Source organism: Rhodococcus sp. 11-3 (genome assembly GCF_023704055.1).
In the GTDB taxonomy this organism is placed as follows: Bacteria; Actinomycetota; Actinomycetes; order Mycobacteriales; family Mycobacteriaceae; genus Rhodococcus; species Rhodococcus aetherivorans.
Genome location: NZ_CP080406.1, coordinates 5839256 through 5861901, shown reverse-complemented (window position 1 = coordinate 5861901; position 22646 = coordinate 5839256). Strand labels below are relative to the sequence as shown.

The 22646-nt window shown below is 71.9% G+C and carries 18 protein-coding genes; 3 read left to right on the top strand and 15 right to left on the bottom strand.

Going from position 1 to position 22646, the window contains the following annotated elements:
- Position 1 precedes the first annotated feature (1 nt).
- The gene (locus KZJ41_RS27105) at positions 2-811 is read left to right on the top strand and encodes a xanthine dehydrogenase family protein subunit M (RefSeq protein ID WP_006944137.1); all 810 of its coding nucleotides are present in this window, start codon (positions 2-4) and stop codon (positions 809-811) included.
- On the top strand, positions 808-3522 hold the full coding sequence (locus tag KZJ41_RS27100; RefSeq protein ID WP_102800087.1) for a molybdopterin cofactor-binding domain-containing protein: 2715 nt from the start codon (positions 808-810) through the stop codon (positions 3520-3522). Before KZJ41_RS27105 ends, KZJ41_RS27100 begins: the two co-directional genes overlap by 4 nt.
- Before the next feature lie 109 nt (positions 3523-3631).
- Here KZJ41_RS27100 and KZJ41_RS27095 read toward each other — a convergent pair whose 3' ends face one another.
- From KZJ41_RS27095 to KZJ41_RS27080, 4 genes are read right to left on the bottom strand one after another with little or no spacing between them, the layout of a single operon-like run.
- Positions 3632-4309 (bottom strand): SRPBCC family protein, encoded by a 678-nt coding sequence (locus KZJ41_RS27095; protein ID WP_006944129.1) that lies wholly within the window; start codon positions 4307-4309, stop codon positions 3632-3634.
- Between the two features lie 20 nt (positions 4310-4329).
- Positions 4330-5187 carry a xanthine dehydrogenase family protein subunit M gene (locus tag KZJ41_RS27090; RefSeq protein WP_043796811.1) on the bottom strand — a complete coding sequence of 286 codons (858 nt, stop codon included), beginning with the start codon at positions 5185-5187 and terminating at the stop codon, positions 4330-4332.
- The gene (locus KZJ41_RS27085) at positions 5184-7571 is read right to left on the bottom strand and encodes a xanthine dehydrogenase family protein molybdopterin-binding subunit (RefSeq protein WP_102800086.1); all 2388 of its coding nucleotides are present in this window, start codon (positions 7569-7571) and stop codon (positions 5184-5186) included. The genes KZJ41_RS27090 and KZJ41_RS27085 overlap by 4 nt, the downstream gene beginning before the upstream one ends.
- Positions 7568-8074 (bottom strand): (2Fe-2S)-binding protein, encoded by a 507-nt coding sequence (locus KZJ41_RS27080; RefSeq protein WP_006944121.1) that lies wholly within the window; start codon positions 8072-8074, stop codon positions 7568-7570. Before KZJ41_RS27080 ends, KZJ41_RS27085 begins: the two co-directional genes overlap by 4 nt.
- 216 nt (positions 8075-8290) lie before the next feature.
- Here KZJ41_RS27080 and KZJ41_RS27075 point away from each other — a divergent pair, with 216 nt between their 5' ends.
- Positions 8291-9757 carry an aminotransferase class I/II-fold pyridoxal phosphate-dependent enzyme gene (locus KZJ41_RS27075; RefSeq protein ID WP_006944120.1) on the top strand — a complete coding sequence of 489 codons (1467 nt, stop codon included), beginning with the start codon at positions 8291-8293 and terminating at the stop codon, positions 9755-9757.
- Between the two features lie 22 nt (positions 9758-9779).
- Here KZJ41_RS27075 and KZJ41_RS27070 read toward each other — a convergent pair whose 3' ends face one another.
- The 11 genes from KZJ41_RS27070 to KZJ41_RS27020 all read right to left on the bottom strand — a co-directional run bounded on the left by KZJ41_RS27070 (position 9780) and on the right by KZJ41_RS27020 (position 22533).
- Complete coding sequence (locus KZJ41_RS27070) at positions 9780-10919, bottom strand: XdhC/CoxI family protein (RefSeq protein WP_006944119.1); 1140 nt, start codon at positions 10917-10919, stop codon at positions 9780-9782.
- A complete protein-coding gene (locus KZJ41_RS27065; protein WP_006944118.1) occupies positions 10912-12027 on the bottom strand; it encodes a VWA domain-containing protein in 1116 nt (371 codons plus the stop codon). Before KZJ41_RS27065 ends, KZJ41_RS27070 begins: the two co-directional genes overlap by 8 nt.
- Before the next feature lie 8 nt (positions 12028-12035).
- On the bottom strand, positions 12036-12926 hold the full coding sequence (locus KZJ41_RS27060; protein ID WP_006944116.1) for a MoxR family ATPase: 891 nt from the start codon (positions 12924-12926) through the stop codon (positions 12036-12038).
- 9 nt (positions 12927-12935) lie between these two features.
- Positions 12936-13706 (bottom strand): alpha/beta fold hydrolase, encoded by a 771-nt coding sequence (locus KZJ41_RS27055; protein ID WP_006944115.1) that lies wholly within the window; start codon positions 13704-13706, stop codon positions 12936-12938.
- Complete coding sequence (locus KZJ41_RS27050; RefSeq protein ID WP_373566453.1) at positions 13703-14803, bottom strand: isopenicillin N synthase family dioxygenase; 1101 nt, start codon at positions 14801-14803, stop codon at positions 13703-13705. The genes KZJ41_RS27055 and KZJ41_RS27050 overlap by 4 nt, the downstream gene beginning before the upstream one ends.
- Positions 14739-16121 (bottom strand): uracil-xanthine permease family protein, encoded by a 1383-nt coding sequence (locus KZJ41_RS27045; RefSeq protein ID WP_006944112.1) that lies wholly within the window; start codon positions 16119-16121, stop codon positions 14739-14741. Before KZJ41_RS27045 ends, KZJ41_RS27050 begins: the two co-directional genes overlap by 65 nt.
- 174 nt (positions 16122-16295) lie before the next feature.
- On the bottom strand, positions 16296-17264 hold the full coding sequence (alc, locus tag KZJ41_RS27040) for an allantoicase (RefSeq protein WP_102800203.1): 969 nt from the start codon (positions 17262-17264) through the stop codon (positions 16296-16298).
- Positions 17261-18595, bottom strand: a complete 1335-nt coding sequence (gene allB, locus KZJ41_RS27035; protein WP_043799987.1) for an allantoinase AllB — start codon at positions 18593-18595, stop codon at positions 17261-17263. The genes alc and allB overlap by 4 nt, the downstream gene beginning before the upstream one ends.
- Positions 18583-19863 (bottom strand): aldolase/citrate lyase family protein, encoded by a 1281-nt coding sequence (locus KZJ41_RS27030; protein WP_029546632.1) that lies wholly within the window; start codon positions 19861-19863, stop codon positions 18583-18585. The genes allB and KZJ41_RS27030 overlap by 13 nt, the downstream gene beginning before the upstream one ends.
- Before the next feature lie 196 nt (positions 19864-20059).
- Positions 20060-21046, bottom strand: coding sequence for an ROK family glucokinase (locus KZJ41_RS27025; RefSeq protein WP_006944107.1), 987 nt, complete (start codon positions 21044-21046; stop codon positions 20060-20062).
- A 44-nt stretch (positions 21047-21090) separates the two neighbouring features.
- A complete protein-coding gene (locus KZJ41_RS27020; protein ID WP_065923320.1) occupies positions 21091-22533 on the bottom strand; it encodes a sugar porter family MFS transporter in 1443 nt (480 codons plus the stop codon).
- Positions 22534-22646 lie beyond the last annotated feature (113 nt).

Sequence of the window (22646 nt, the reverse complement as noted above, 5' to 3'; positions counted from 1 at the left end):
CATGGACCTGCACACCGTGACCGCATACGACATAGCCTGTACCCGAGAGGATCTCGTCGCCGACGCTGCTACGGCGTTCGTCGGCGGCGGGACGTGGCTGTTCTCCGAGCCGCAGCCGTACCTGCGCCGGCTGCTGGACCTGTCCGGGCTGCGCTGGCCCGCTCTGACCGTCACCGACGCGGGTCTCGAGATCGCGGCCACCTGCACCGTGGAACGCCTCGCCGCGCTGTCGGGAACCGAAACATGGCCGAGCGCAGCGCTGTTCCATCAGTGCGCGGCGGCACTGCTCGCCTCGTGGAAGATCTGGAAGCGCGCCACCGTCGGCGGCAATGTCTGCCTCGCGTTCCCGGCGGGGGCGATGATCTCGCTGTCCACGGCGCTCGACGCCACCGCCCTGATCTGGGCGCCGGACGGCGCGGAGCGACGGATTCCCTTGCAGCAGTTCGTTACCGGAAACGGAACGAATCTGCTCGGGCCGGGCGAGGTGCTGCGCAGCGTGCACGTCCCCGCGGCGGCGCTGGCGTCGCGCACCGCGTTCCGCAAGATCGCGCTCGCCCCACTCGGCCGCTCCGGCGCGGTGGTGATCGGCCGCGTCGGCCCCGACGGCGCCTTCACGCTGTCGGTGACCGCCGCGACCGTGCGGCCCTACGTGTTCCGATTCCCCGAGCCACCCACGCCCGGCGAACTCGCCGACGCGCTGCGTACCGGTGTGCCGGCCGACGCGTACTTCACCGACGCGCACGGCGCCGCCGACTGGCGCCGCGCCGTCACCGCCGTCCTGGCCGACGAGATCCGAGAGGAACTGTCGTGAGGTTCACCGTCAACGGCCGCGAACTCGACGCCGACCCCCGGCCGGGACAGTGCCTGCGCACGCTGCTGCGCGAGCACGCCCACTTCGAGGTCAAGAAGGGCTGCGACGCCGGCGACTGCGGCGCCTGCTCGGTCCTCGTCGACGGAGAGGCGGTGCACTCGTGCGTCTTTCCCGCCGTGCGTGCCGAGGGCCACGCCGTGACCACCGTCGCCGGCCTCGGTACCGGTGACGATCTGCATCCGCTGCAGCAGCGGTTCGTCGACGCCGCCGGGTTCCAGTGCGGATTCTGCACGGCCGGAATGATCGTCACCGCCGCCACCCTGACCGACGACGATCTGACGGACCTGCCGAACCGGCTCAAGGGGAACCTGTGCCGGTGCACCGGCTACCGATCCGTCGACGACGCGCTGCGCGGCGTCACCAACGTGGAGGCGCCCGCGCCCGGGCCCTCCTGCGGGCGGTCCCTGCGTGCCCCGGCCGCCGCGCGGGTGGTGACCGGCGCCGAGCCCTACACCTTCGACACCACCGTCGCCGGTGCGCTGCACGTCGCCGTGCTCGGCAGCCCGCACGCCCACGCACGGATCGTCTCGATCGACACCACCGCCGCCGAGGCACTGCCCGGCGTGCACGCGGTGCTCTGTCACCGCGACGCCCCGGCCGTCGCGTACTCCACGGCCCGCCACGAACACCGGGACGACGACCCCGACGACACCGTGCTGTTCGACCGGATCCTGCGCCACCACGGGCAGCGGGTCGCGGCCGTCGTCGCCGAGACCCCGGCGCTCGCACAGGAGGGATGTCGCCTGCTCGCCGTCGAATACGAGGTGCTGCCGTACGTCCTGGACCCGGACGAGGCGCGCCGGCCCGGCGCTCCGCTGCTGCACGCGGACAAGGGACCCGAGAACCGCATCGCCGATCCGTCGCGCAACCTCGTCGCCGAACTGCACGGCGAGGTCGGTGACGTCGACGCCGGCGTTGCCGCGGCCGCCGCCGTCGTGCGCGGCCGGTGGCAGACGCAGCGCGTGCAGCACACCCACCTCGAGACCCACGGCGCCATCGGGTGGATCGACGGCAGCGGTGATCTCGCGACCGGGGGCCGCCTGGTGATCCGCAGTTCCACGCAGGTGCCGTTCCTCGTCCGCGACGAGCTGTGCCACATCTTCGGTCTCGACCGCGATCGGGTACGGGTGTTCGCCGCGCGCGTCGGCGGCGGCTTCGGCGCCAAACAGGAGATGCTCGCCGAGGACGTCGTCGCGGCGGCCGTCCTGCGCACCGGACGCCCGGTGCAGTGGGAGTTCACCCGCACCGATCAGCTCACCGTCGCGCCGTGCCGGCATCCGATGCGCGTGGACGTCACGGTCGCGGCCGGTGCCGACGGCGTCCTCACCGCCCTGGCGATCGATGTGCTCTCCGACGCGGGCGCCTACGGAAACCATTCGGCGGGAGTGATGTTCCACGGATGCGGCGAATCCGTCGAGGTGTACCGGTGCCCGAACAAGCGGGTCGACGCCCAGGCCGTGTACACCAACAATCGTCCCTCCGGCGCGTTCCGCGGTTACGGGCTGGGGCAGATCATCTTCGCAATCGAGTCGGCGATGGACGAGCTCGCCGTCGAACTCGGCATGGACCCGTACGAGTTGCGGCGGCGCAACGTCGTCGTGCCCGGCGACGACCTGGTGGGCGCGCACCCGGAGGGCGGCGATCTGATCTTCGGCAGCTACGGGCTGGACCAGTGCCTGGACCTGGTGCAGGACGCGATGCGCCGAGGCGGTGCCGGGGAACCGGCCGGGCCGCAGTGGCGCGTCGGTGAGGGCATGGCCCTGGCGATGATCGCGTCGAACCCGCCGGGCGGGCACGTCGCCGACACGTCCGTCGAACTGCTGCGCGACGGCACCTATCTCGCGCGGGTCGGTACCGCCGAGTTCGGCAACGGCACCACCACCGTGCACACCCAGATCGCCGCCACCGAGCTGGCCACCCACCCCGACCGCATCCGGATCCGCCAGTCCGACACCGACGTCACCACCCACGACACCGGTGCGTACGGATCGTCGGGGACGGTCGTCGCCGCCAAGGCGCTGCTCGCCGCCGCGCGGGAACTGCGCCGGCGGATGGTCAAACTCGCCGGACAGATCACCGGCACCGACCCCGACGACGCGGTGCCCGAGGCGGACGGGGTGCGTGCGGGCGGCCGCCTCGTCGCCCCCGGCGAACTGCTCGACGCGGCCGGCGGCACGCTGCGGGCCGAGGGCAGCCACGGCGGCCTGCCCCGCTCGTTGTCGTTCAACGTGCAGGCCTTCCGCGTCGCCGTCGACGTGCGCACCGGCGAGCTGCGGATCCTGCAGTCGGTGCAGGCCGCCGACGCCGGCGTCGTGGTCAACCCCGAGCAGTGCCGCGGCCAGGTGGAGGGCGGCGCCGCCCAGGCGATCGGGGTCGCGCTGTACGAGGAACTCGTCACCGACGCCACCGGCCGCGTCGTCACCGATGCGCTGCGGAACTACCACATTCCGCAGTACGCCGACCTGCCCCGCACCGAGGTGTATTTCGCCGACACCTACGACGCGCTCGGCCCGATGGGCGCGAAGTCGATGAGCGAGGCGCCCTTCAACCCGGTGGCGCCCGCGCTGGCGAACGCGGTGCGCCGCGCGATCGGGGTCCGGCCGCACGAGCTGCCGCTCTCCCGCGACCGGATCTGGCGGCTGCTGCAGTGATCGGGGCCGGTTCCGTCGGCCCGCCCGTGCCGAGCGAATGTATCGCTCACTCGATCAGGCCGACGGAACGATACATTCGCTCGAGGAGGGGAGGGGCGAACAGGCGGTCTCAGGGGTGGCGGCGCCGCAGCAGCAGGTAGACGATCAGGGCCACCAGCGCCGACACGGCCACTGCCGGGCCGACGCGCTTGAGCACGGACCCGCGGGCGTACTGCATCAGGTCCAGCGGCGCGGCCTCGGTGGGCTGTGGTGCCGCCGTCACCGGCACGGCCGGGGTCACCTCCGGGGCCCCGCCCGCCGGGGGTGGGGGCGCGGCGGCCTCCGGCGTCGGCACCGGGGCGGGCGGGCCACCGAGCTTGTCCGCCAGGCACGCCGTGAACTGCTCGATGATCTTGCCGCCGACGTCGGAGATCATGCCCCGCCCGAACTGGGCGGGCTTGCCGGTGATGGACAGGTCGGTCACGACGGTGCCCTCGGTGCGGTCGCCGTCGCCGACGAGGGTGATCGTGAACGTCGCGTTCACGGTGCCGTTGCCGCGCGAGTCCTTCGCGGCGGCCTCCATGACCGCGCGGCGGGCCTGCTCGTCGGTCTCGACGAACTCCCCGGTGCCCTTGTACAGCAGCTGTACCGGTCCCATCTTGATCTTCACCGTGCCGGTGAAGGTGTTGCCGTCGACGCCGGTGAGGGTGGCGCCGGGCATGCAGGGTGCCACCTTCTCGGGGTCGAGCAGTGCCGTCCACACCTCGTCGATGGGTGCCGGCACGGACATGTGGTGTTCGAGTTGCATGGTTCGTCTCCAGTGTGTGCTCAGGCGACGTCCGCTGCCGTCGCCACGGCACGGCGCGTGAGCACCCGCGCGAGCTGGCGGCGGTAGTCGGCGTCGGCGTTGCCGTCGCTCATGGGTGAGGTGCCCTCGGTGGCCTGCTCGGCGGCGGCACGGACGGTGTCCGCCGTCGCGGGCTGCCCGACGAGGGCCTGCTCGACGGCGTGCGCCCGCACGGGCACGGCCGCCATGTTCGTCAGCGCCACCCGGGCCTGACGGATCGTGCCGCCGTCCGTCTGCACGGTGGCGGCGACCGCGACGATCGACCAGGCGTGGGCCACCCGGTTGAACTTCTCGTACCGCGCCGCCCATCCCGTGAGCTTGGGGATCCGCACCTCGACGAGGATCTCCTCGGGCTGCAGGGTGGTGGTGAAGTAGTCGTCGAAGAACTCCGCGACGGGGATGCTGCGCCGCCCCGACGGTCCGGCCGCGACGAGGGTGGCCTCGAGGGCGAGCACCGGCGCGCCGAGATCCCCGGCCGGATCGGCGTGGGCCAGGGCCCCACCGAGGGTGCCGCGGTGCCGGATCTGCGGGTCGGCCACCGTGCTCGTGGCTTCGGCGAGCAGCCGCGCGTGTTCACGCACGAGCGGATCGTGGATCACGTCGTGGTGGGTGGTCATCGCGCCGATCACGAGGTCGCCGCCGTCCTCGCGCACCCCCCGCAGGTCGGGGACGCGCCCGAGGTCGACGAGCGTGGTGGGGGCGGCCAACCGCAGCCGCAGCACCGGCATCAGGCTCTGCCCGCCGGCGATGATCTTGGCGTCCTCCCCGGCCGCGGCCAGCGCGGCGACGGCCTCGTCGATGGTGGTGGGCGCGACGTAGTCGAACGTCGACGGAATCATCGGGCGCCTCCCTGAGCCGATTGCCGAGCTGATTCGACGGCGTGCCACACCCGCATCGGGGTGCACGGCATCTCGATGTCCCGCACGCCGAGGTGGCGCACGGCGTCGAGGACGGCGTTGACCACCGCCGGCGTGGAGGCGATCGTGCCGGACTCGCCGACCCCCTTGACGCCCAGCGGGTTTCCGGTGGCGGGGGTCTCGGTGCGGTCGGTGGTGAACGTCGGCAGGTCCGCGGCCGACGGCAGCAGGTACTCGGCGAACGAACCGCTGAGCAGGGTGCCGGACTCGTCGTGGACGGCCTCCTCGTACAGGGCCTGCGCGATGCCCTGGGCGAGGCCGCCGTGCACCTGCCCCTCCACGATGAGCGGGTTCACGACGTGCCCGACGTCGTCGACGCACACGTACGAGCGGATGCGCACCTGCCCGGTCTCGGTGTCCACCTCGGCGGCGCACAGGTGCGTGCCGTGCGGGAACGAAAAGTTGTCCGGGTCGTAGGTGGCCTCGGAATCCAGGTTCGGCTCGATGCCTTCGGGCAGGTCGGCCGCGGTGAACACCGCGAGCGCGATGTCGCTCATGCCCACGGCCTTCTCGGTACCCCGGACCCGGAACCGGCCCTCGGCGAACTCGAGGTCGTCCTCCGAGCACTCCATCATGTGCGCCGCGATCGGGCGGGCCTTCGCGATCACCTTCTCCGCGGCCTTGACCACGGCCATACCGCCGACGGCGAGGGACCGGGATCCATAGGTGTCCAACCCCTTCGGCGAGGTCTGCGTGTCGCCGTGCAGCACCTCGATGTCCTCGAACGGCACTCCGAGCCGGTCGGCGACGATCTGGCTCCACGCCGTCTCGTGGCCCTGCCCGTGCGACGACGAACCGGTGACCACCTCCACCCGGCCGGTGGGCAGCATGCGGATCGCGGCGTGCTCCCAGCCGCCCGCCCCGTAGTTGAGCGAGCCGAGTACCCGCGACGGCGCCAGGCCGCACATCTCGGTGAAGGTCGACACCCCGATGCCGAGCTGGACCGGGTCCTGCCGGCGGCGGCGTTCCTCCTGCTCGCGGCGCAACTCGTCGTACCGGAACAGATCGCGGGCCTTCGCGGTGGCCGCCTCGTAGTTGCCCGAGTCGTACGTCAGGCCCGCGACGGTGTCGAACGGGAACTCCTCGTGCCGGATCCAGTTCTTGGCGCGCAGCTCGAGCGGATCCATCGACAGCTCGGCGGCGAGCTCGTCCATGATCCGTTCGATCCCGAACGTCGCCTCCGGCCGGCCCGCCCCGCGGTAGGCGTCGGTGGGCACCTTGTTGGTGAACACGTTGGTGCACGAGAAGTGGTAGGCGCCGAACTTGTAGATGCCGTTGAACATGAACGCGCCCAGGATCGGTACGCCCGGGGTGACGAGCCTCAGGTAGGCGCCCATGTCGGCGAGCAGCTCGACCTTCAGGCCGACGACGGTGCCGTCGCGGCGCGCGGCGAGGGTGAGCTTCTGGATCTGGTCGCGGCCGTGATGCGCCGCGACCATCGACTCGCTGCGGGTCTCGGTGTACTTGACCGGTTTCCCGAGCCGGCGCGCGACGAGCAGTGCGAGCAGTTCCTCCGGGGTCACCTGCAGCTTGCCGCCGAAACCACCGCCGACGTCCGGTGCGATCACCCGCAGCTTGTGCTCGGGGATGCCCAGCGTCATCGCCAGCATGATCTTGAGGATGTGCGGGATCTGCGTGGCCGACCACACGGTGATCTGCGGCCCGGTCGGGTCGACGACGACGGAGCGCGGTTCCATGAACGCCGGGATGAGCCGCTGCTGCCGGAACGTGCGCTCGACGACGACCTCGGCGTCGCGGATGGCCTGCTCGACGTCGCCGCCGGTGCCGGCCTCGGCGGAGTCGAACGTCCAGGTGGCGCTGACGTTGGTGCCGAGGTCCGGGTGCACGAGGTCGGCGCCGTCGCGGGCGGCGATCGCCAGGTCGAGGACCACGGGCAGCTCGTCGTAGTCCACGTCGATCGCCTCGAGGGCGTCGTGGGCCTCGTAGGCGCTGCGCGCGACGACGAGGGCGACGGCCTCCCCGGCGAAGTTGACCGTGTCGACGGCCAGGGACGGCGCGGGCGGGATCTTCATATCGGGGGTGATCACCCACGCGCACGGCAGGCTGCCCTGCTCCGGCGAGGCGTCCGCGCCGGTGAGCACCGCCACCACGCCGGGTCTCTGCCGTGCTTCCGACGTGTCGATCGAGGTGATGCGGGCGTGGGCGAACGGGCTGCGCAGGATCGCCATGTGCAGCATCCCGGGGAGGACGAGGTTGTCGGTCCAGCGGGTGCGCCCGGTGACGAGGTGCTCGTCCTCCTTGCGCCGCCGCGACTGGCCGATCTCGGGTTCGACGGTGCTGGTCATCGCCCGCCTCCTGCCGTCGTGTTGTCCGTCTGCAGTTCGGCGGCCCGGGCCTTCTGCGCCGCGTCCAGCGCCGCCCGCACGATGTTCTGGTAGCCGGTGCAGCGGCACAGGTTGCCCTCGAGACCCAGCCGCACCTCGTGCTCGTCGGGATCGGGGTTCTCCTCGAGCAGGTCGATCGTCGACATGATCATGCCGGGCGTGCAGTAGCCGCACTGCAGTGCGTGGTTGTCGTGGAATGCCTGCTGGACGGGGTGCAGCACGCCGTCGCGGGACAGGCCTTCGACGGTCGTGACCTCCGCACCGTCGGCCTGCACGGCGAGCACCGAGCAGGATTTGACGCTGCGGCCGTCGAGGTGCACGGTGCAGGCACCGCAGTTGCTGGTGTCGCAGCCCACCACGGTGCCGACCTTGCCGAGCCGGTCGCGCAGGTAGTGCACGAGCAGCAGCCTCGGTTCCACCTCGTCCGTGTAGGTCGTCCCGTCGACGGTGACAGTGATGCGCATCGGGCCTCCAATGCCGGGAACATCCGGGATCCAAGATCGTCGAGAAGTGTTCACTGACACTGTGCTCCAACGATGACCACCGAATACGCCGATTCGCCGAATCGGTGGCGGAACAACCTCGTTCCCGCGCGGGTGGCGGCGGGACGGGGGAATCCGACTCGCGAAGCCGACCCGCGGCAGGGCATTTTCGGTCCGCGTGCGGGGTACCCCCCGGGCATGGATCAGTCCGAAACTCCCCTGCTGGATGCACTGGATCAGTACCACCGGCTCGACCGTTACGGCTTCTCTCCGCCCGGCCACCGCCAAGGCCGCGGTGCCGACCCGCGGGTGAAGAAGGTCCTCGGGCTCGACACGTTCCGCTCGGACGTGCTCGCCTCGGGCGGCCTCGACGACCGGAAGTCGGGCAACGGCTACCTGTCGCGGGCCGAGCAGCTCATGGCCGAGGCGGTCGGAGCGGAGCAGGCGTTCTTCTCCACCTGCGGCAGCTCCCTGTCGGTGAAGGCCGCGATGATGGCGGTGGCGGGCAACGATCCGGGGGGACTGCTCGTCGGCCGGGACTCGCACAAGTCGATCGTCGCCGGGCTGATCTTCAGCGGCGTCACGCCCCGCTGGATCACACCCCGGTGGGACGAGGAGATGCACTTCTCCCATCCGCCGTCGCCGGACCAGGTGCGCGCGACGTGGGAGAAGTACCCGGATGCGGCCGGCGCGCTGATCGTCAGCCCGAGCCCCTACGGCACGTGCGCGGACCTCGAGGGCATCGCGAAGGTCTGCCACGAGCGGGGCAAGCCCCTCATCGTCGACGAGGCGTGGGGCGCGCACCTGCCGTTCCACGACGACCTGCCCACCTGGGCCATGGACGCCGGCGCCGACATCTGCGTGGTCAGCGTCCACAAGATGGGTGCCGGATTCGAGCAAGGATCGGTGTACCACCTACAAGGCGACCTGGTGGACGGGGCGCACCTGTCGGCCTGTGCCGACCTGCTGATGACCACGAGCCCGAACGTGATGATCTACTCGGCCATCGACGGGTGGCGCCGGCAGATGGTCGAGCACGGCGCCGAGTTGCTCGGTGACGCACTGCAGCTGGCTCGGCGTACCCGCGACCGGATCGCCGCGATCGACGGGCCGACCGTCCTCGAGGACCGGTTGCTCGGCGAGGAGGCCTCGCACGATCTCGATCGGCTGCAGATCCTCCTGGACGTGAGCGAACTCGGCGTCTCCGGCTATCAGTGCAGCGACTGGCTGCGCGAGCACTGCCGGCTCGACCTCGGCATGACCGATCACCGGCGCATCCTGGCCACCCTCTCCATGGCGGACGACGAGGGCACCACGGACCGGCTCGTCGCGGCGCTCGAGTCGCTGTCGCAGGCCGCGGAGTCGTTCGATCCGCCGCCGAAGATGTATCTGCCGAGCCCCGGCGAGCTGCAGCTCGACTCGGTGATGTCGCCGCGCGACGCGTTCTTCGGCAGGGCGGAGATGGTCGACGCGGGCCGGGCCGCCGGGCGCATCGCGGCCGAGCAGATCACCCCCTATCCGCCGGGCATTCCCGCCGTCGTGCCGGGTGAGCGGCTCGACGACGCCGTCGTCGACTACCTGCGCAGCGGCGTGAACGCCGGGATGGTGATTCCCGACGCGACCGACACCTCGCTCGAGAAGTTCCGGGTCGTCGCCGAGGGCTGAGCGCGGCCGCCCCGGGCAGCTCCTACTGCCCGGGAACCGCGCTGTCCTCGTGGGCGTGGATCGGGCCCTCGGTGCGGGCGAGGTGCTCACCCCGGCCACCCCATTTCAGCGCGATGATCTCCGCCGCGATCGACACCGCGGTCTCCTCCGGAGTGCGCGCCCCCAGATCCAGGCCGATCGGGGAGCACAGCCGCGCCAGCTCGTCCTCCGTCATCCCCGCTTCGCGCAGGCGCGCCAACCGGTCCTCGTGCGTCCGCCGCGACCCCATGGCACCGACGTACGCCAGGTCGAGCCGCAATGCCACCTCGAGCAGCGGCACGTCGAACTTCGGGTCGTGGGTGAGCACCGTGACGACCGTGCGCGAGTCGACGCGCCCCGCGGCCGCCTCGGCGGCGAGGTAGCGGTGCGGCCAGTCCACGACCACCTCGTCGGCGGCCGGGAACCGGGCGGCGGTGGTGAACACGCCCCGCGCGTCGCACACCGTCACGCGGTAGCCGAGGAACGAGCCGAGCTGTGCCATGGCGGCCGCGAAGTCGATGGCGCCGAACACCAGCAACCGCGGCGGCGGCTGGAACGAGTGGACGAACACCGACATGCCCTCGCCGCGGCGCTGCCCGTCCGGCCCGTAGTGCAGCGTCGCGGTCCGGCCCGCGGCGAGCAGACCCCGCGTGTCGTCGGCGACGGCGTCGTCCGCCCGCGCCGACCCCAGCGCCCCGTGCGCGCGATCCGGCCACACCGCCATGCGCCGACCAACCCACGCCGGATCGGGATGCTCGGTGACGGTGGCGACCGCGACGGGTTCCCCGGCCCGCACCGACGCGACGACCTCGCCCAGCTCGGGGAATCCGGCGACGTCCACCCGTTCGACGAACACGTCGATGATGCCGCCGCAGGTGAGCCCGACGGCGAAGGCGTCGTCGTCGGACACGCCGTACCGCTGCAACACGGGCACACCGTCCTCGATCACCTGCTGGGCGAGCTCGTACACGGCGCCCTCCACGCAACCGCCGGAGACGCTGCCGGTCACGGTGCCGTCGCCGGCGACGAGCATCGCCGCGCCCGGTGCGCGCGGCGCGGAACGGAACGTCGAGACCACGGTTCCCAAGGCGACGGTGTCGCCGGCCCGGTAGCGACGGTCGAGTTCGTCGAGAACCTCACGCACGGTGGACCTCCTCCAGCAGTTCCTGCAGCGTCGCGAGGCTGTGCCCGGCGAGCAGACGGTCGAGATGCGGCAGGGCGGCCGCGATGCCGGACTGCACCGGCTCGTACCCGGCCGCCCCGGCGTGCGGGTTGACCCACAGCACGGCGCGGGCGAGGCGGCGCAGCTGGGCGAGCTGCTCGGCGAGCAGGCCGGGATCGCCGCGTTCCCAGCCGTCCGAGAAGATCACCACGACGGCACCGCGCGCGAGCCCACGACGGCCCCACCGGTCCAGGAACGCCCGCAGGGTCTCGCCGAGCCGGGTGCCGCCCGCCCAGTCGGGGACCGCCCGGCCCGCCGCGGCGAGGGCGAGTTCCGGGTCGCGGGCCCGCAGCGCGCGCGACAGCCGCGTCAGGCGTGTGCCGAGGGAGAACACCTCGGTGTGGGCGGGATCGGCGCGGGTCACCACGTGCGCGAACCGCAGCAGCGCGTCCGCGTAGGGGCTCATCGATCCGGAGACGTCGAGCAGCAGCACCACCCGGCGCGCACGGGTCGCCTTGCCGTGCCGGCTCGGCCGGACGGGCTCGCCCCCGGCCGCGAGCATCCGGCGCACCGTGCGGCGCGGGTCGATGCGGCCCCGGCGCGACGGGCGCAGCCGCATCGCCGGGCGGGTGGGCGGTCGCGGATGCAGCGTGGCGATCAGCTCGGCGAGGTGCGCCCGCTCGGCGTCGGACAGTTCCGCGATGTCGCGACGGCGGAGTACGTCGGCGTCGTCCGCGGCGACCCGCAGTTCCGGACCCTCCCCGGCGGTCTCGTCACCCCCCGTGGATGTGAGTCCGGCGATGCGGGCCCGACGCGGGGTGCGGGTCTGCGGCGACGTCACGCCGGGTGCCGTTCCCCCGAACCAGCTTTCGAACGCGAGGTCGTAGCGGGGGATGTCGTCGGGGTCGTGGCACAGGGTGGCACGTCCGGTCCAGTACACCTGCCGGCGGTCGCCGAGGTCGATCTCGCGCAGGGCGCGCACGTAGGCCTCGGCGGCGTCCGAGGCGACGGGCAGGCCGGCCGCGGCGAGGGCGCGGGTGAACCCGGCGATCCCGACGAGGGGACCTCCGACGTCCGCGGCCGTCGTCATCGCGGGCCTCACCCCGTCAGGAGCCGGTCGAGCCCGGTGCGGACCACCCGGTCGAGGTCCTCCCGGTACTTGAGGACGGCGCCCAGCGTCGCGGCCGCGGTCGTCGCGTCGAGCACGTCGCGGTCGAGTTCGCGCAGCGCTCGTGCCCAGTCCAGCGACTCGGCGACGCCGGGCGGCTTGAGCAGATCCATCCCGCGCATGGTCTGCACCGCGTGGGCGACCTGCTCCGCGAGGTGTTCGGCGATGCCCGGGATGCGGCGGCGCAGGATCTCCACCTCCCGCGCGAGGTCGGGATGTTCGAGCCAGTGGTACAGGCAGCGGCGTTTGAGGGCGTCGTGCACCTCGCGGGTGCGGTTGGAGGTGAGCACCACCAGCGGCGGCGTCTGCGCCCGCACCTGCCCGAGCTCGGGGATGGTGACGGCGTTCTCGTCCAGCACCTGCAGCAGGAACGCCTCGAACTCGTCGTCGGCCCGGTCGATCTCGTCGACGAGCAGCACGCACGGCGCGTCGGTGAGCGCCTGCAGCAGGGGCCGCGCCAGCAGGAACCGCTCGGTGTACAGCGAGCGTTCCGCCTCCTCGGCCTCCAGGTGGCCGCCGCTCGCGGCCTCGAGGGTGCGCAGGTGCAGCAACTGCCGGGGGAAGTCCCAGTCGTAGAGGGCCTGGGACGCATCGATGCCCTCGTGGCACTGCAACCGGATCAGCGGCAGGGCCAGCGCGTCGGCGAGGGCAATGGCCAGCGATGTCTTGCCGGTGCCGGGTTCCCCCTCGCAGAACAGCGGGCGGCCCATGCGCAGCGCCAGGAAGGCGACCGTTGCGAGGCCGTCGTCGGCGAGATAGCCCGTCGTGTCCAGCGCCCGCGCCAGCTCCTCCGGTGAGCCGATCGCCGCCGATGCCGTCATGCTGCGAGCCTATGGCAGCGCCGCTGCCGTGGCGTCCTTTCGGAGCTCCGGAAGTCCGGAAAGGCACCATTGCCGAATGCCGTCCACCAGCTCGTCGCGGGCCGACAGCTGCGGCGCGTGATCGGTGTCCAGCGTGATCACCCGGGCCCCGGGCACGAGCCGCTGCATCTCGCGCTGGGCGACCAGCGGGACGGTGCGGTCGAGGGTGGCCTCGACGTACAGCCGGGGCACGGTCCCGAACCGCTCCGGTGTCCAGGCCGGCGCCATGAGGCGGGCCGTCTCGAGCTGCGGGACGAGCCGGCGCGCGGCGGCGACGGCGTCGGCCGGGGCGGCTTCGTGGAAGAACACCGCCGCCCCCGCTTCCGGGGGCACCACGGTGCCCCGTCCGTCGGCCGTGGGCCGCAGCCACCGCGAGATCCCGACCGGTGGTGCGAGACCGAGGGCGTCGCACAGCTGCCCGAACCCGGTGCCCGACGGCAGCATCATGCCCGCGACGTACACCACCCCGGCGATACGGTCGGGGAGCTGCTCCGCCACCTGGGTGACGACGATGCCGCCGCCCGAGTGCCCGACGAGGAACACCGGGCCGTCGAGCGTGGTGACGTGCGCGGCGACGTGGCCGGCGACGTCGTCGAGGGTGACGTCGGTCGCGCCCCACGTGCCGGCGCCCGGCAGATCCAGCGCGTGCGGAGTGAACCCCGCGGCGCGCAGCGGACCCAGCACGGTGTCCCACACCCAGGCCCCTGCCCAGGCCCCGTGCACCAGCACGACGTGTGTCACGGCAGGTCCCGCCCCGCGGCGGCGAGCACGCGGGCCGCCTCACGGACGGCGGCGGTGTTGGCCCGGCCCTGCCGCGACCCGGCCAGCTTGGCTCTGATGTGCTCGCGCACGGTGATGGGCTCGTAGCACTCGTCGCCGGCGAACTCGGGGAGCGTGGCGATCACCGCGTCGACGTTGCCGTCGTGGAAGAACGCGGCCGAGCGGCGGCGCACGATGGTGCCGTCGACGATCGGCGGCTTGACGCGGTGCAGTGTCGACATCCAGCGGTCGCCCGTCAGCCGCGCCGTCAGATCTCCGAGGTTGACGAGCAGGCCGCCCTCGATCGGGGCGACGTCGTGCCAGACGCCGTCACCGCCGAGCACCTGTAGTCCGGCGACGCGGTCGGCCCACAGCACGGTCACCAGACCGAAGTCGGTGTGCTCTCCCATGCCGGTGAGTTCGCCGTCGAGCCGGACGGTGCCTTCGGGCAGGGCGTAGTTGTTCATCCGCAGCACGTCGATGGAGTGGTCGGTGAGCGCGTCGAAGAAGTCCGGCTCCCGGCCCAGCGCGTCGGCGAAGATGCGGGTGAGGGTGCGGGCCACCCGCGCGGCGTGCGCCCGGTAATTCTGCACCGCCGCCCGGAATCCGGGCACGTCCGGCCACACGTTGAGACCGTAGTCCTCCTCCGGCAGCGACACTTCGGGGAACGAGCGTGCCTCGGTGCCGATGTTGAACGCCTCGAAGAAGTCGTTCATCCGCCCGGCGGATTCCACCCCGAGGCTCAGGCTCAGCGACTCGCTCTTCGGCGGACTGTAGCCGCGGTTGGCGCCGGCGACGCGGTAGCGGTTCTTCGTCTCGAGCGGGAGGGCGAAGAAATCGTCGAGGGCGGTGGTGAAGTCGTCGAGGATCGTCCCGGGGATGCCGTGACCGAGGATCTGCACGAATCCGACGCGGCTGCAGGCCTCGTCCATCTGTTCGGCGATCCGGAGTCGGTCGGAGTCCCCGCCGCCGGTCACATACGGACCGATGTCGATCGTCGGGACCTCGAAGGGCTCACGCGTGGGCAGGGACAACGGATTCTCCTGTGATCTGGTCGCTTTCGGTTCCGGGGGTGCCATCGGCGGATCGCCGGGCCGCGGCGCCGAGCCTGGTGTGGTTGAACAGCAGGTTGAGCGAGAACGCGGTGATCGCCGCGAGGGTGATGCCACTGCCGAGCAGAATCTGCGCGGCGGACGGGAACTTGTCGAACATGCCTTCCGCGAGTTCGGGGACGAGGCCGATGCCCACGGCGACCGCGGCGATGGTGGTGTTGATCCGGTCGGAGAGGTCCACCTTGCGCAGGGTGTTGATGCCGACGACGGCGACGGTGGCGAACAGGATCAGGCCCACCCCGCCGACGACGGGCTTGGGCAGTGCGGCGACGACCGAGCCGACCTTGGGCAGCGCACCCAGCACGACGAGGATGACGCCGCTGGTGGCGGTGACGTAGCGGCTGTAGACGCGGGTGGTGGCGACGGCACCGACATTCTGCGTGAACACCGTGTCGACGAACGCGTTGAAGATGCCGCCGAAGATGCCGGACAGGCCGTCGCCGGCGAGGCCGCGGGCGATGTCGGATTTGGTGACGGGCTTGCCGGTGATCTCGCTGACGGCGAGCATGCTCGCCGTCGACTCGGCGAACACGACGGCCATCACGATGCTCATGGCGACGACGGCGGTGATCGGGAATTCGGGCCCACCGAAGTGGAAGGGAGTGGGCACACCGAGCCACGCGGAACCGGAGACACCGCCGAGGTCGATCAGGCCCATCGGCAGCGCGGCGACGGTGCCCACGAGCAGGGCGATCAGCACACCGAGCTGCGTCCAGATCCCGCGGCCGAGGCAGATGAATCCGATGGCGACGGCCATGACCGCCACGGCGAGAGCGATGTTCGCGGGATCGGCGAACGTGGGCGCGGTGGGATCGGTGCCGACGATGAGCCCACCGGCGACACCGATGAGGGAGATGCCGACGACGGTGAGCACGGCGCCGGTCACGAGCGGTGGGAAGAACTTGATCACCTTCGCGAACGGCCACGCCAAGGCCAGACCGACGATGCCACCGACGAGCATCGACCCGTACACCGCCTGCAGGCCGTATTCCTCGGCGATGAGGATCATCGGGGTCAGCCCGGCGAAGGTGGCGCCGCAGACGATGGGCAGCCGGACGCCGGCGAGTTTGCCGACGCCGAGGCTCTGGATGATCGTGATCAGGCCGGCGATCAGCAGGTCGGCGTTGATGAGCATCGCGACGGTCTCGCGGTCGAGACCCACGGCGGCGCCGAAGACCAGTGGGACGGTGATGCATCCGGTGTACATGATCAGGACGTGCTGGATGCCGAACGCCAACTGCCGCCCGAAGGGCAGTCGGGTGTCGACGGGATGGGCTGTTGCCATGGAGGGCTCCGTCCGGGACACAAGGCTGTATACGGTGATGAATACAGTTCTAGCCCAGCGCCTTTACGGGCGACAGCCACCACGTTTCGCGCAGGTAATCAATTTCTCACCGCCGGCGGCTGACGCCGCCGGTGTGCCCTTTGGGCTGTTGCCGCCACCCAAAGGACGCACCGCCTACGTCAGCCGCCCGTGCACGCGCAGCCGGGCGATGCCCCCGTCGGGGTAGACGTCGAGCCGCACGTGCCGCAACGGCACGGCCGCGTCGACGCGGAACCGGTGCCGGCAGTCGGGCAGCAGTGCCGTCCGCGGCACGAGCTCGACCCACGCGGATTCGTCGGAGAGCGCTGCGCCGTCCGGGATTCCGATCAGTCGTGCCCACCCGGGGGCGTTGCCGACGAAGTACGAGGTGTCGATTTCGACGTGGTCGACGTGGCCCTCCCCGGCCAGGCGCACCACCACATGGTCGTTGCCGCCGTCGCGGCGGCGGGCGTTCTCCCAGCCCTCGCCCATGTGCCGCGCCCGGCCGGGGGCGATGATGTTGCGCGGGGACGAGTAGAAGCGGTTCGAGCAGTCCACCACGTCGGCCCCGTGCTCGAGCGCGGCGAGGTCGATCGTCCCGGTGAGGAACGCCGGGTCGGGCCGGGGCTCGCCGTGCACCCGCAGCCGGGCCACCCCACCGTCGGGAAAGATGTTGAGCCGCAGGTGTGTCCATCGGAATTCGCTGTCGACCGCGAAGGTGTTGGCGGTGTCCCCGGCGAGGGCCACCTTGTCGAGGATCGGCTGCCACGGCGCCGCGAGCAGCTGGTCCGGTGTCGGATACCCCTCCGTCTCGACGGCGTCCACCGAGGCGAACGGCGGGTAGTTGCCGGTGAACCATGCGGTGTCGATCACCACGCCGCGCACGACTCCGGGCACCCCGAGCCGGACGATCGCGAAGTCGTGGCCGGGTTCGCGGCGCCGACGGGTCTCCCAGCCGTCGTACACCTTGCCCTTGTGCCCGAAGTCCCCGGTGTCGAAGGCCGGGGGTTCCGGGGTGACGAGATTCTCCCGCTGGGCGAACAGTTCGTCGTTGGCGTACACCACGGAGCCGGCGAGGGTCCGGGACGCGAGGTCGGGCAGCTGCAGGAAGGCGGGGTCGGTCACGGGTTCGTCCTCTCACGGTCGAGCAGGCGCCCGCGCGGCGTCCGGCCCACGGGGCGGCCGCCGAGCCACGTCCCGCGGACCACCCCGGCAAGCGCGGTCTCGGCATAGGGGGTGACGGCGTTGCGGTGGTGCAGGCGTTCGGGGAAGACGACGAACGCGTCGTCGGGGGCGAGGACGCAGAAGTCCGCGACGTTGCCGATCGCGATCTCGCCCCGGTCGGTCATGCCCACCAGGTCGCGGGGGCCTCGGGCCATCCATCGGGTCACCTCCGTCAGGGTGTGGCCGCGGCGCCTGGCCTGGGACCACACGATCGGCAGGCCGAGCTGCAGCGACGAGATGCCGCCCCACGCCTCGGCGAAGTCTCCGGTCGCGAACTTCTTCAGTTCCGGCACGCACGGCGAGTGGTCCGAGACCACCGCGTCGATCGTGCCCTCGGCGAGGCCGCGCCACAGGTCTTCCCGGTTGCTCGCCTCGCGGATCGGCGGGCAGCATTTGAAATGGGTCGCACCGTCCAGGATCTCCTCGCTGAACAGCGACAGGTAGTGGGGGCACGTCTCGACGGTGACGGGCACGCCGTCGGCCTTGGCCTGCGCGATCAGCGGCAGGCTCCCGGCGTCGGACAGGTGCAGAATGTGGGTGCGGCAACCCGTTTCCCGGGCGCCCTCGAGCACCTGGGCGACGGCCCGCGACTCCGCGGCCGGCGGACGCGACCGCAGGAAGCCGGCGTACCGGCGGCCCGCGGCCGGCGGCTGGGCGTCGAGGGTGGGCCCGTCCTCGGCGTGGACGATGAGCAGGCCCCCGAAGCCCGCGATCGTGCGCATCGCGGCGAGCATCTGTTCCCGGTCGAGCGGCGGATACTCGTCCAGCCCGGAATGGGCGAGGAAGCACTTGAAGCCGTACACGCCCGCGTCCCAGAGCGGTTCGAGGTCGGCGAGGTTGCCCGGCACGGCGCCGCCCCAGAATCCGACGTCGACCGAGATCTGTTCGGCGGCAACCTTCTTCTTGACCTCCAGCGCAGCGACGTCGACGGTGGCCGGCACGGAGTTGAGCGGCATGTCCACGACGGTGGTGACGCCGCCCGCGGCGGCCGCGCGGGTCGCGGTCGCGAATCCCTCCCACTCGGTGCGGCCGGGGTCGTTGATGTGCACGTGCGTGTCGACCAGACCGGGCAGAAGAGCCTCGTCGTCGGCGAGGACAACCTCCTCGGCGCCCGCGGGGGCAGGGGCGTCGTAGGCCCCGATCGCGGCGATGCGCCCGTCCCGGAGCACGACCGAGCAGGGGTGTTCGCGGTCGCCGACGACGGCGCGTCGCGTGCGGATCACGGTGGGCATCCGGTGGGTCCTTCCTGTCGGCCCGCGAGCCGCGCCAGCCGGTCCGGCGTGGTCTCCGCGCGGTCGCGGACCTCGGTCTCGGTGAGGGCTCCGCAGGCGAGGCCGCGGAGCAGGAATGTGGCCAGGGCTCGGGCCGTCGCGGGTTCGTCGAGATAGCCGGAGTCACGCCCCGGCGACAGGTAGGCGGCGACGCGGGCCGCCGCGGTGGGGAACGAACGGCGGTAGAACGCGAACGTCGCGGCATAGCGGGTGGGCAGTTGCGCGGGGTGCAGGTCCCAGCCCTGGTAGAACCCGCGGCGCAGCGACCGCTCCACCAGCCGGGCGTGCAGGCCCCACGCGGCCCGGATCTGTTCGCGGGTGCCGACGGGGAGGCGGTTGGTGGATCCGTCGGACAGGGGTACGCCGGTGCCGGCGGCGGCCACCTGCATGGTGGCCTTGGCGTGGTCGGCGACGGGGTGGTCCATGGCCTGGTATTCGGCGGCGATGCCGCACGCGGCGGAGTAGTCGTAGGTGCCGTAGTGCAGTCCCGCGCAACGGCCCGCGGCGGCGTGCAGCATCCGCGCCACCTGCGCGGTGCCGTCGGGACCGCAGATCGCCTGCGGGGTCTCGATCTGGATCTCGAACCGCAGGGGAACGGCGAGCCCGTGCGCACGCTCGAGGTGCTCGCACACGGTGACCATCGCGGAGACCTGCTCGGGTGCAGTCACCTTCGGCAGGGTCACGACGAAACCGTCCGGAGCGGAGGTCTTCTCGGCGAGAGCACCGACGAAGGCGTCGAGCGTGCGGATCCCGCGACGGCGGGTGGCGGGCTCGAGACACTTGAAGCGCAGCCCCACGAACGGGGTGGCGGAGGGATTGCCCGCGAGAACGGTGGCGGTCCGAGCGACGTGGGCGTCCTCGTCGGTGTCGCGGTGCGGGCCGGGCACGTCCGTCTGGGGAAAACCGTCCTCGAAGTCGATGCGCAGATCTTCGATCGGCTCGGTGCCGAGCTTGGCCCGCACGAGCGGTAGGACCTGTTCGGCGAGCTCCGGTTCGATCCCCGTCACGCCGGCCAGGTCGCCGGGGCCGGAGCAGTTCTCGTCGAGCGCCCGGCGGGCGTGTGCACCCCACTCGGCGACGGTCGTCGCGTCGTACCGGTGGGCCGGCACGTACACGGTGTGCACGGGTTGCCGCGCCGGTGTCGTCCCGGGATAGGCGGTGGCGTACGCGGCGTCGACGGGCCCGAGCGTCGCGTCGAGCGAGGCGTGGAGCCGTTCGAGTCCGTCCACCGCTGCACACTCCCGTCGTCTGTATCCACGGCTGTATACGCGTGGCTCCGCCGACGGTAGTGGCGTCGTGTCAAGCGAACGGTTAACCGCGGTAACGACGGTGTTACGCGGTGGACCGCGTGCGGCGAGCGAATGTATCGCTCACCTCCTCAGTCCGAGTCGGTGATACATTCGCTCGCCCCACCCGGGCGGGTGCTCAGCCGGCGGCCGAGAGATCGAGGCGCGTGGCCGACAGATCCGTGCGGCGCCGGGCCAGGTCAGCGGCGCCGACGATCCCGGCGTCGGGGCCGAGCTCGGCCAGCCGCACCGGGGCGGCCGGGCGGTGCCCGCGTCCGGTCAGCCGCTGGGCGAACGTGGCGACGGCGGGCCCGCGCAGCAGTTCGCCGGCCTCGCACACACCGCCGCCGAGGACGAACACCTCCGGGTCGAGGAACGCGGCGAGGTCCGCCATGCCGTGCCCGAGCCACGTGCCGATCGTGCGGAAGCACTCGAGCGCGGCGGCGTCGCCCTCGCGGGCGGCGGTGGTGACGTGGTGCCCGGTAATCTGCTCGGCGCGCCCGCCGGCCAGCTCGAGCAGCCGGCCGGCGAGCGCGGGCGAGACGCTCGCGATCTCCTGCGCCTCCCGCACCAGGGCCCGCCCGCTGGCGTAACGCTCCCAGCAGCCGTGGTTCCCGCACCCGCAGCGACGGCCGTGCGGCTCGACGTTGAGATGGCCGAGTTCCGCGGCCAGCCCCGAGGCTCCGCGGTGCAGGGCGCCGTCGATGATCAGACCACCGCCGATGCCGGTGCCGACGGTGAGCACGATCGCGGTGCGGGCACCCCGGCCGGCGCCGAAGCGTGCCTCGCCCCAGGCGGCGGCGTTGGCGTCGTTCTCGACGACGGTCGGCAGCCCGCACGCGGCCTCGACGGCCTCGCCGAGCGGTTCGCCGCGCCACGCGAGGTTGGGGGCGAACAGCACGGTACGGCGATCGGACGCGACGAATCCGGCGGCGCCGATGCCCACCGCGCACACGTCGTGCGCGGCGCGGAGTTCGCGGACCACGTCGGCGACGACGTCCTCGGTGCGGGCGGGGTCGTCCGACGGGGTGGCGCGGCGGAGCCGGGCGTGCAGGGTGCCGTGTTCGTCGACCACGCCGGCGGCGACCTTGGTGCCGCCCACGTCGATTCCGATGGTCAGTGCCATGTCTGTTCTCTCCCTGACTGTTCTGTTACCGGGGTGCCCGGGATTCAGGCGGCGTCCATGTCCTCGAGTTCGCGGCCCTTGGTCTCCTTGACCCAGCGCAGGACGAACAGCAGCGACAGCACCGCGCACACGGCGTAGAAGCCGTACGACAGCCCCAGCGACAGTTCCTTCATGGCGGGGAAGCTCACGGTGATGACCCAGTTGGCCGCCCACTGCGCGCCGGCGGCGAGCGACAGTGCCGCCGCGCGGATCCGGTTGGGGAAGGCCTCGCCGAGCAGGACCCACACGACCGGTCCCCACGACATGCCGAACGCGACGACGAACAGGTTCGCGGCGATCAGCGCGATCGGTCCCTGCAGTCCGGTCAGGTGCGGGGTGGTCACACCGTCGACGACGGTGGTGGAGGCGGTGGCGAAGACGACGGCCATCGTGGTGAGGGTGACGGCCATGCCGCCCGAGCCGATGATCAGCAGGGGCCGGCGTCCGATGCGGTCGACGAACGCGATGGCCACGAGGGTGGTGGCGATGTTGACCACGGACGTGACGACGGTGATGACGAGGGAGCTGTTCTCGTCGAATCCCACTGCCTGCCAGAGGATGCTGGAGTAGTAGAAGATCACGTTGATGCCGACGAACTGCTGGAACACCGACAGCCCGATGCCGATCCACACGATGGGCAGCAGGCCCAGCGCGGGTCCCCTCAGGTCGCGCAGCGACGGGGTGCGCTCGTGGCCGAGGGTGGCGCGGATCGATTCGATGCGCAGGTCGATGCCCTGCTCGCCGAGCAGCGTGCCGAGGATGCCGCGGGCCTCCCCGATGCGGCCCTTCGCGACGAGATAGCGCGGGGACTCCGGGATGGTGAGCGTCAGGAATCCGTACACGAGGGCGGGAACGGTCATGGACAGGAACATCCAGCGCCACGCCTCGAGCCCGAACCACAGTTCCTCGCGGGAGCCACCCGCGAGGGCGGCGAGGGCGTAGTCGACGAGCAGAGCGGCGAAGATGCCGACGACGATCGCGAGCTGCTGCAGCGATCCCAGGCGACCGCGTACCCGGGCGGGGGAGATCTCGGCGATGTAGGCGGGGGCGATGACGGAGGCGAGTCCGACGCCGACACCGCCGACGATGCGGAACAGGACGAGAGTTTCGACGTTGAAGGCGAATCCGGTGCCCAGCGCGCTGACCAGGAACATCGCGGCGGCGACCTGCATGGTGGTGAGCCGGCCGTAGCGGTCCGCGATGCGGCCGGCGAGGACGGCGCCGCCGGCCGCGCCGAGCAGGGCCGAGGCGACCGCGAAGCCGAGGACGGCGGACGAGACGGCGAACCGGGATTCGATGGCCGACACGGCACCGTTGATGACGGCGCTGTCGAAGCCGAACAACAGGCCGCCGAGCGCGGCGATGGCGGCGATGCGGACCGGCACCGGGGCGCCGGCGGTGTCCGGTCCGGTGTCGGGGACGGTCGGGAGCGCGACGTGGTTACTCATGGGACTCCTCGTGGGCGGCGGGACCCGGCCGCGGCGGTCCCGTTCCGGGAGGCGAGTGGCGGCGGTCACGCGAACTGTGTGCTGGACCACAGTAGGACGAAGCGGCGTCAGTC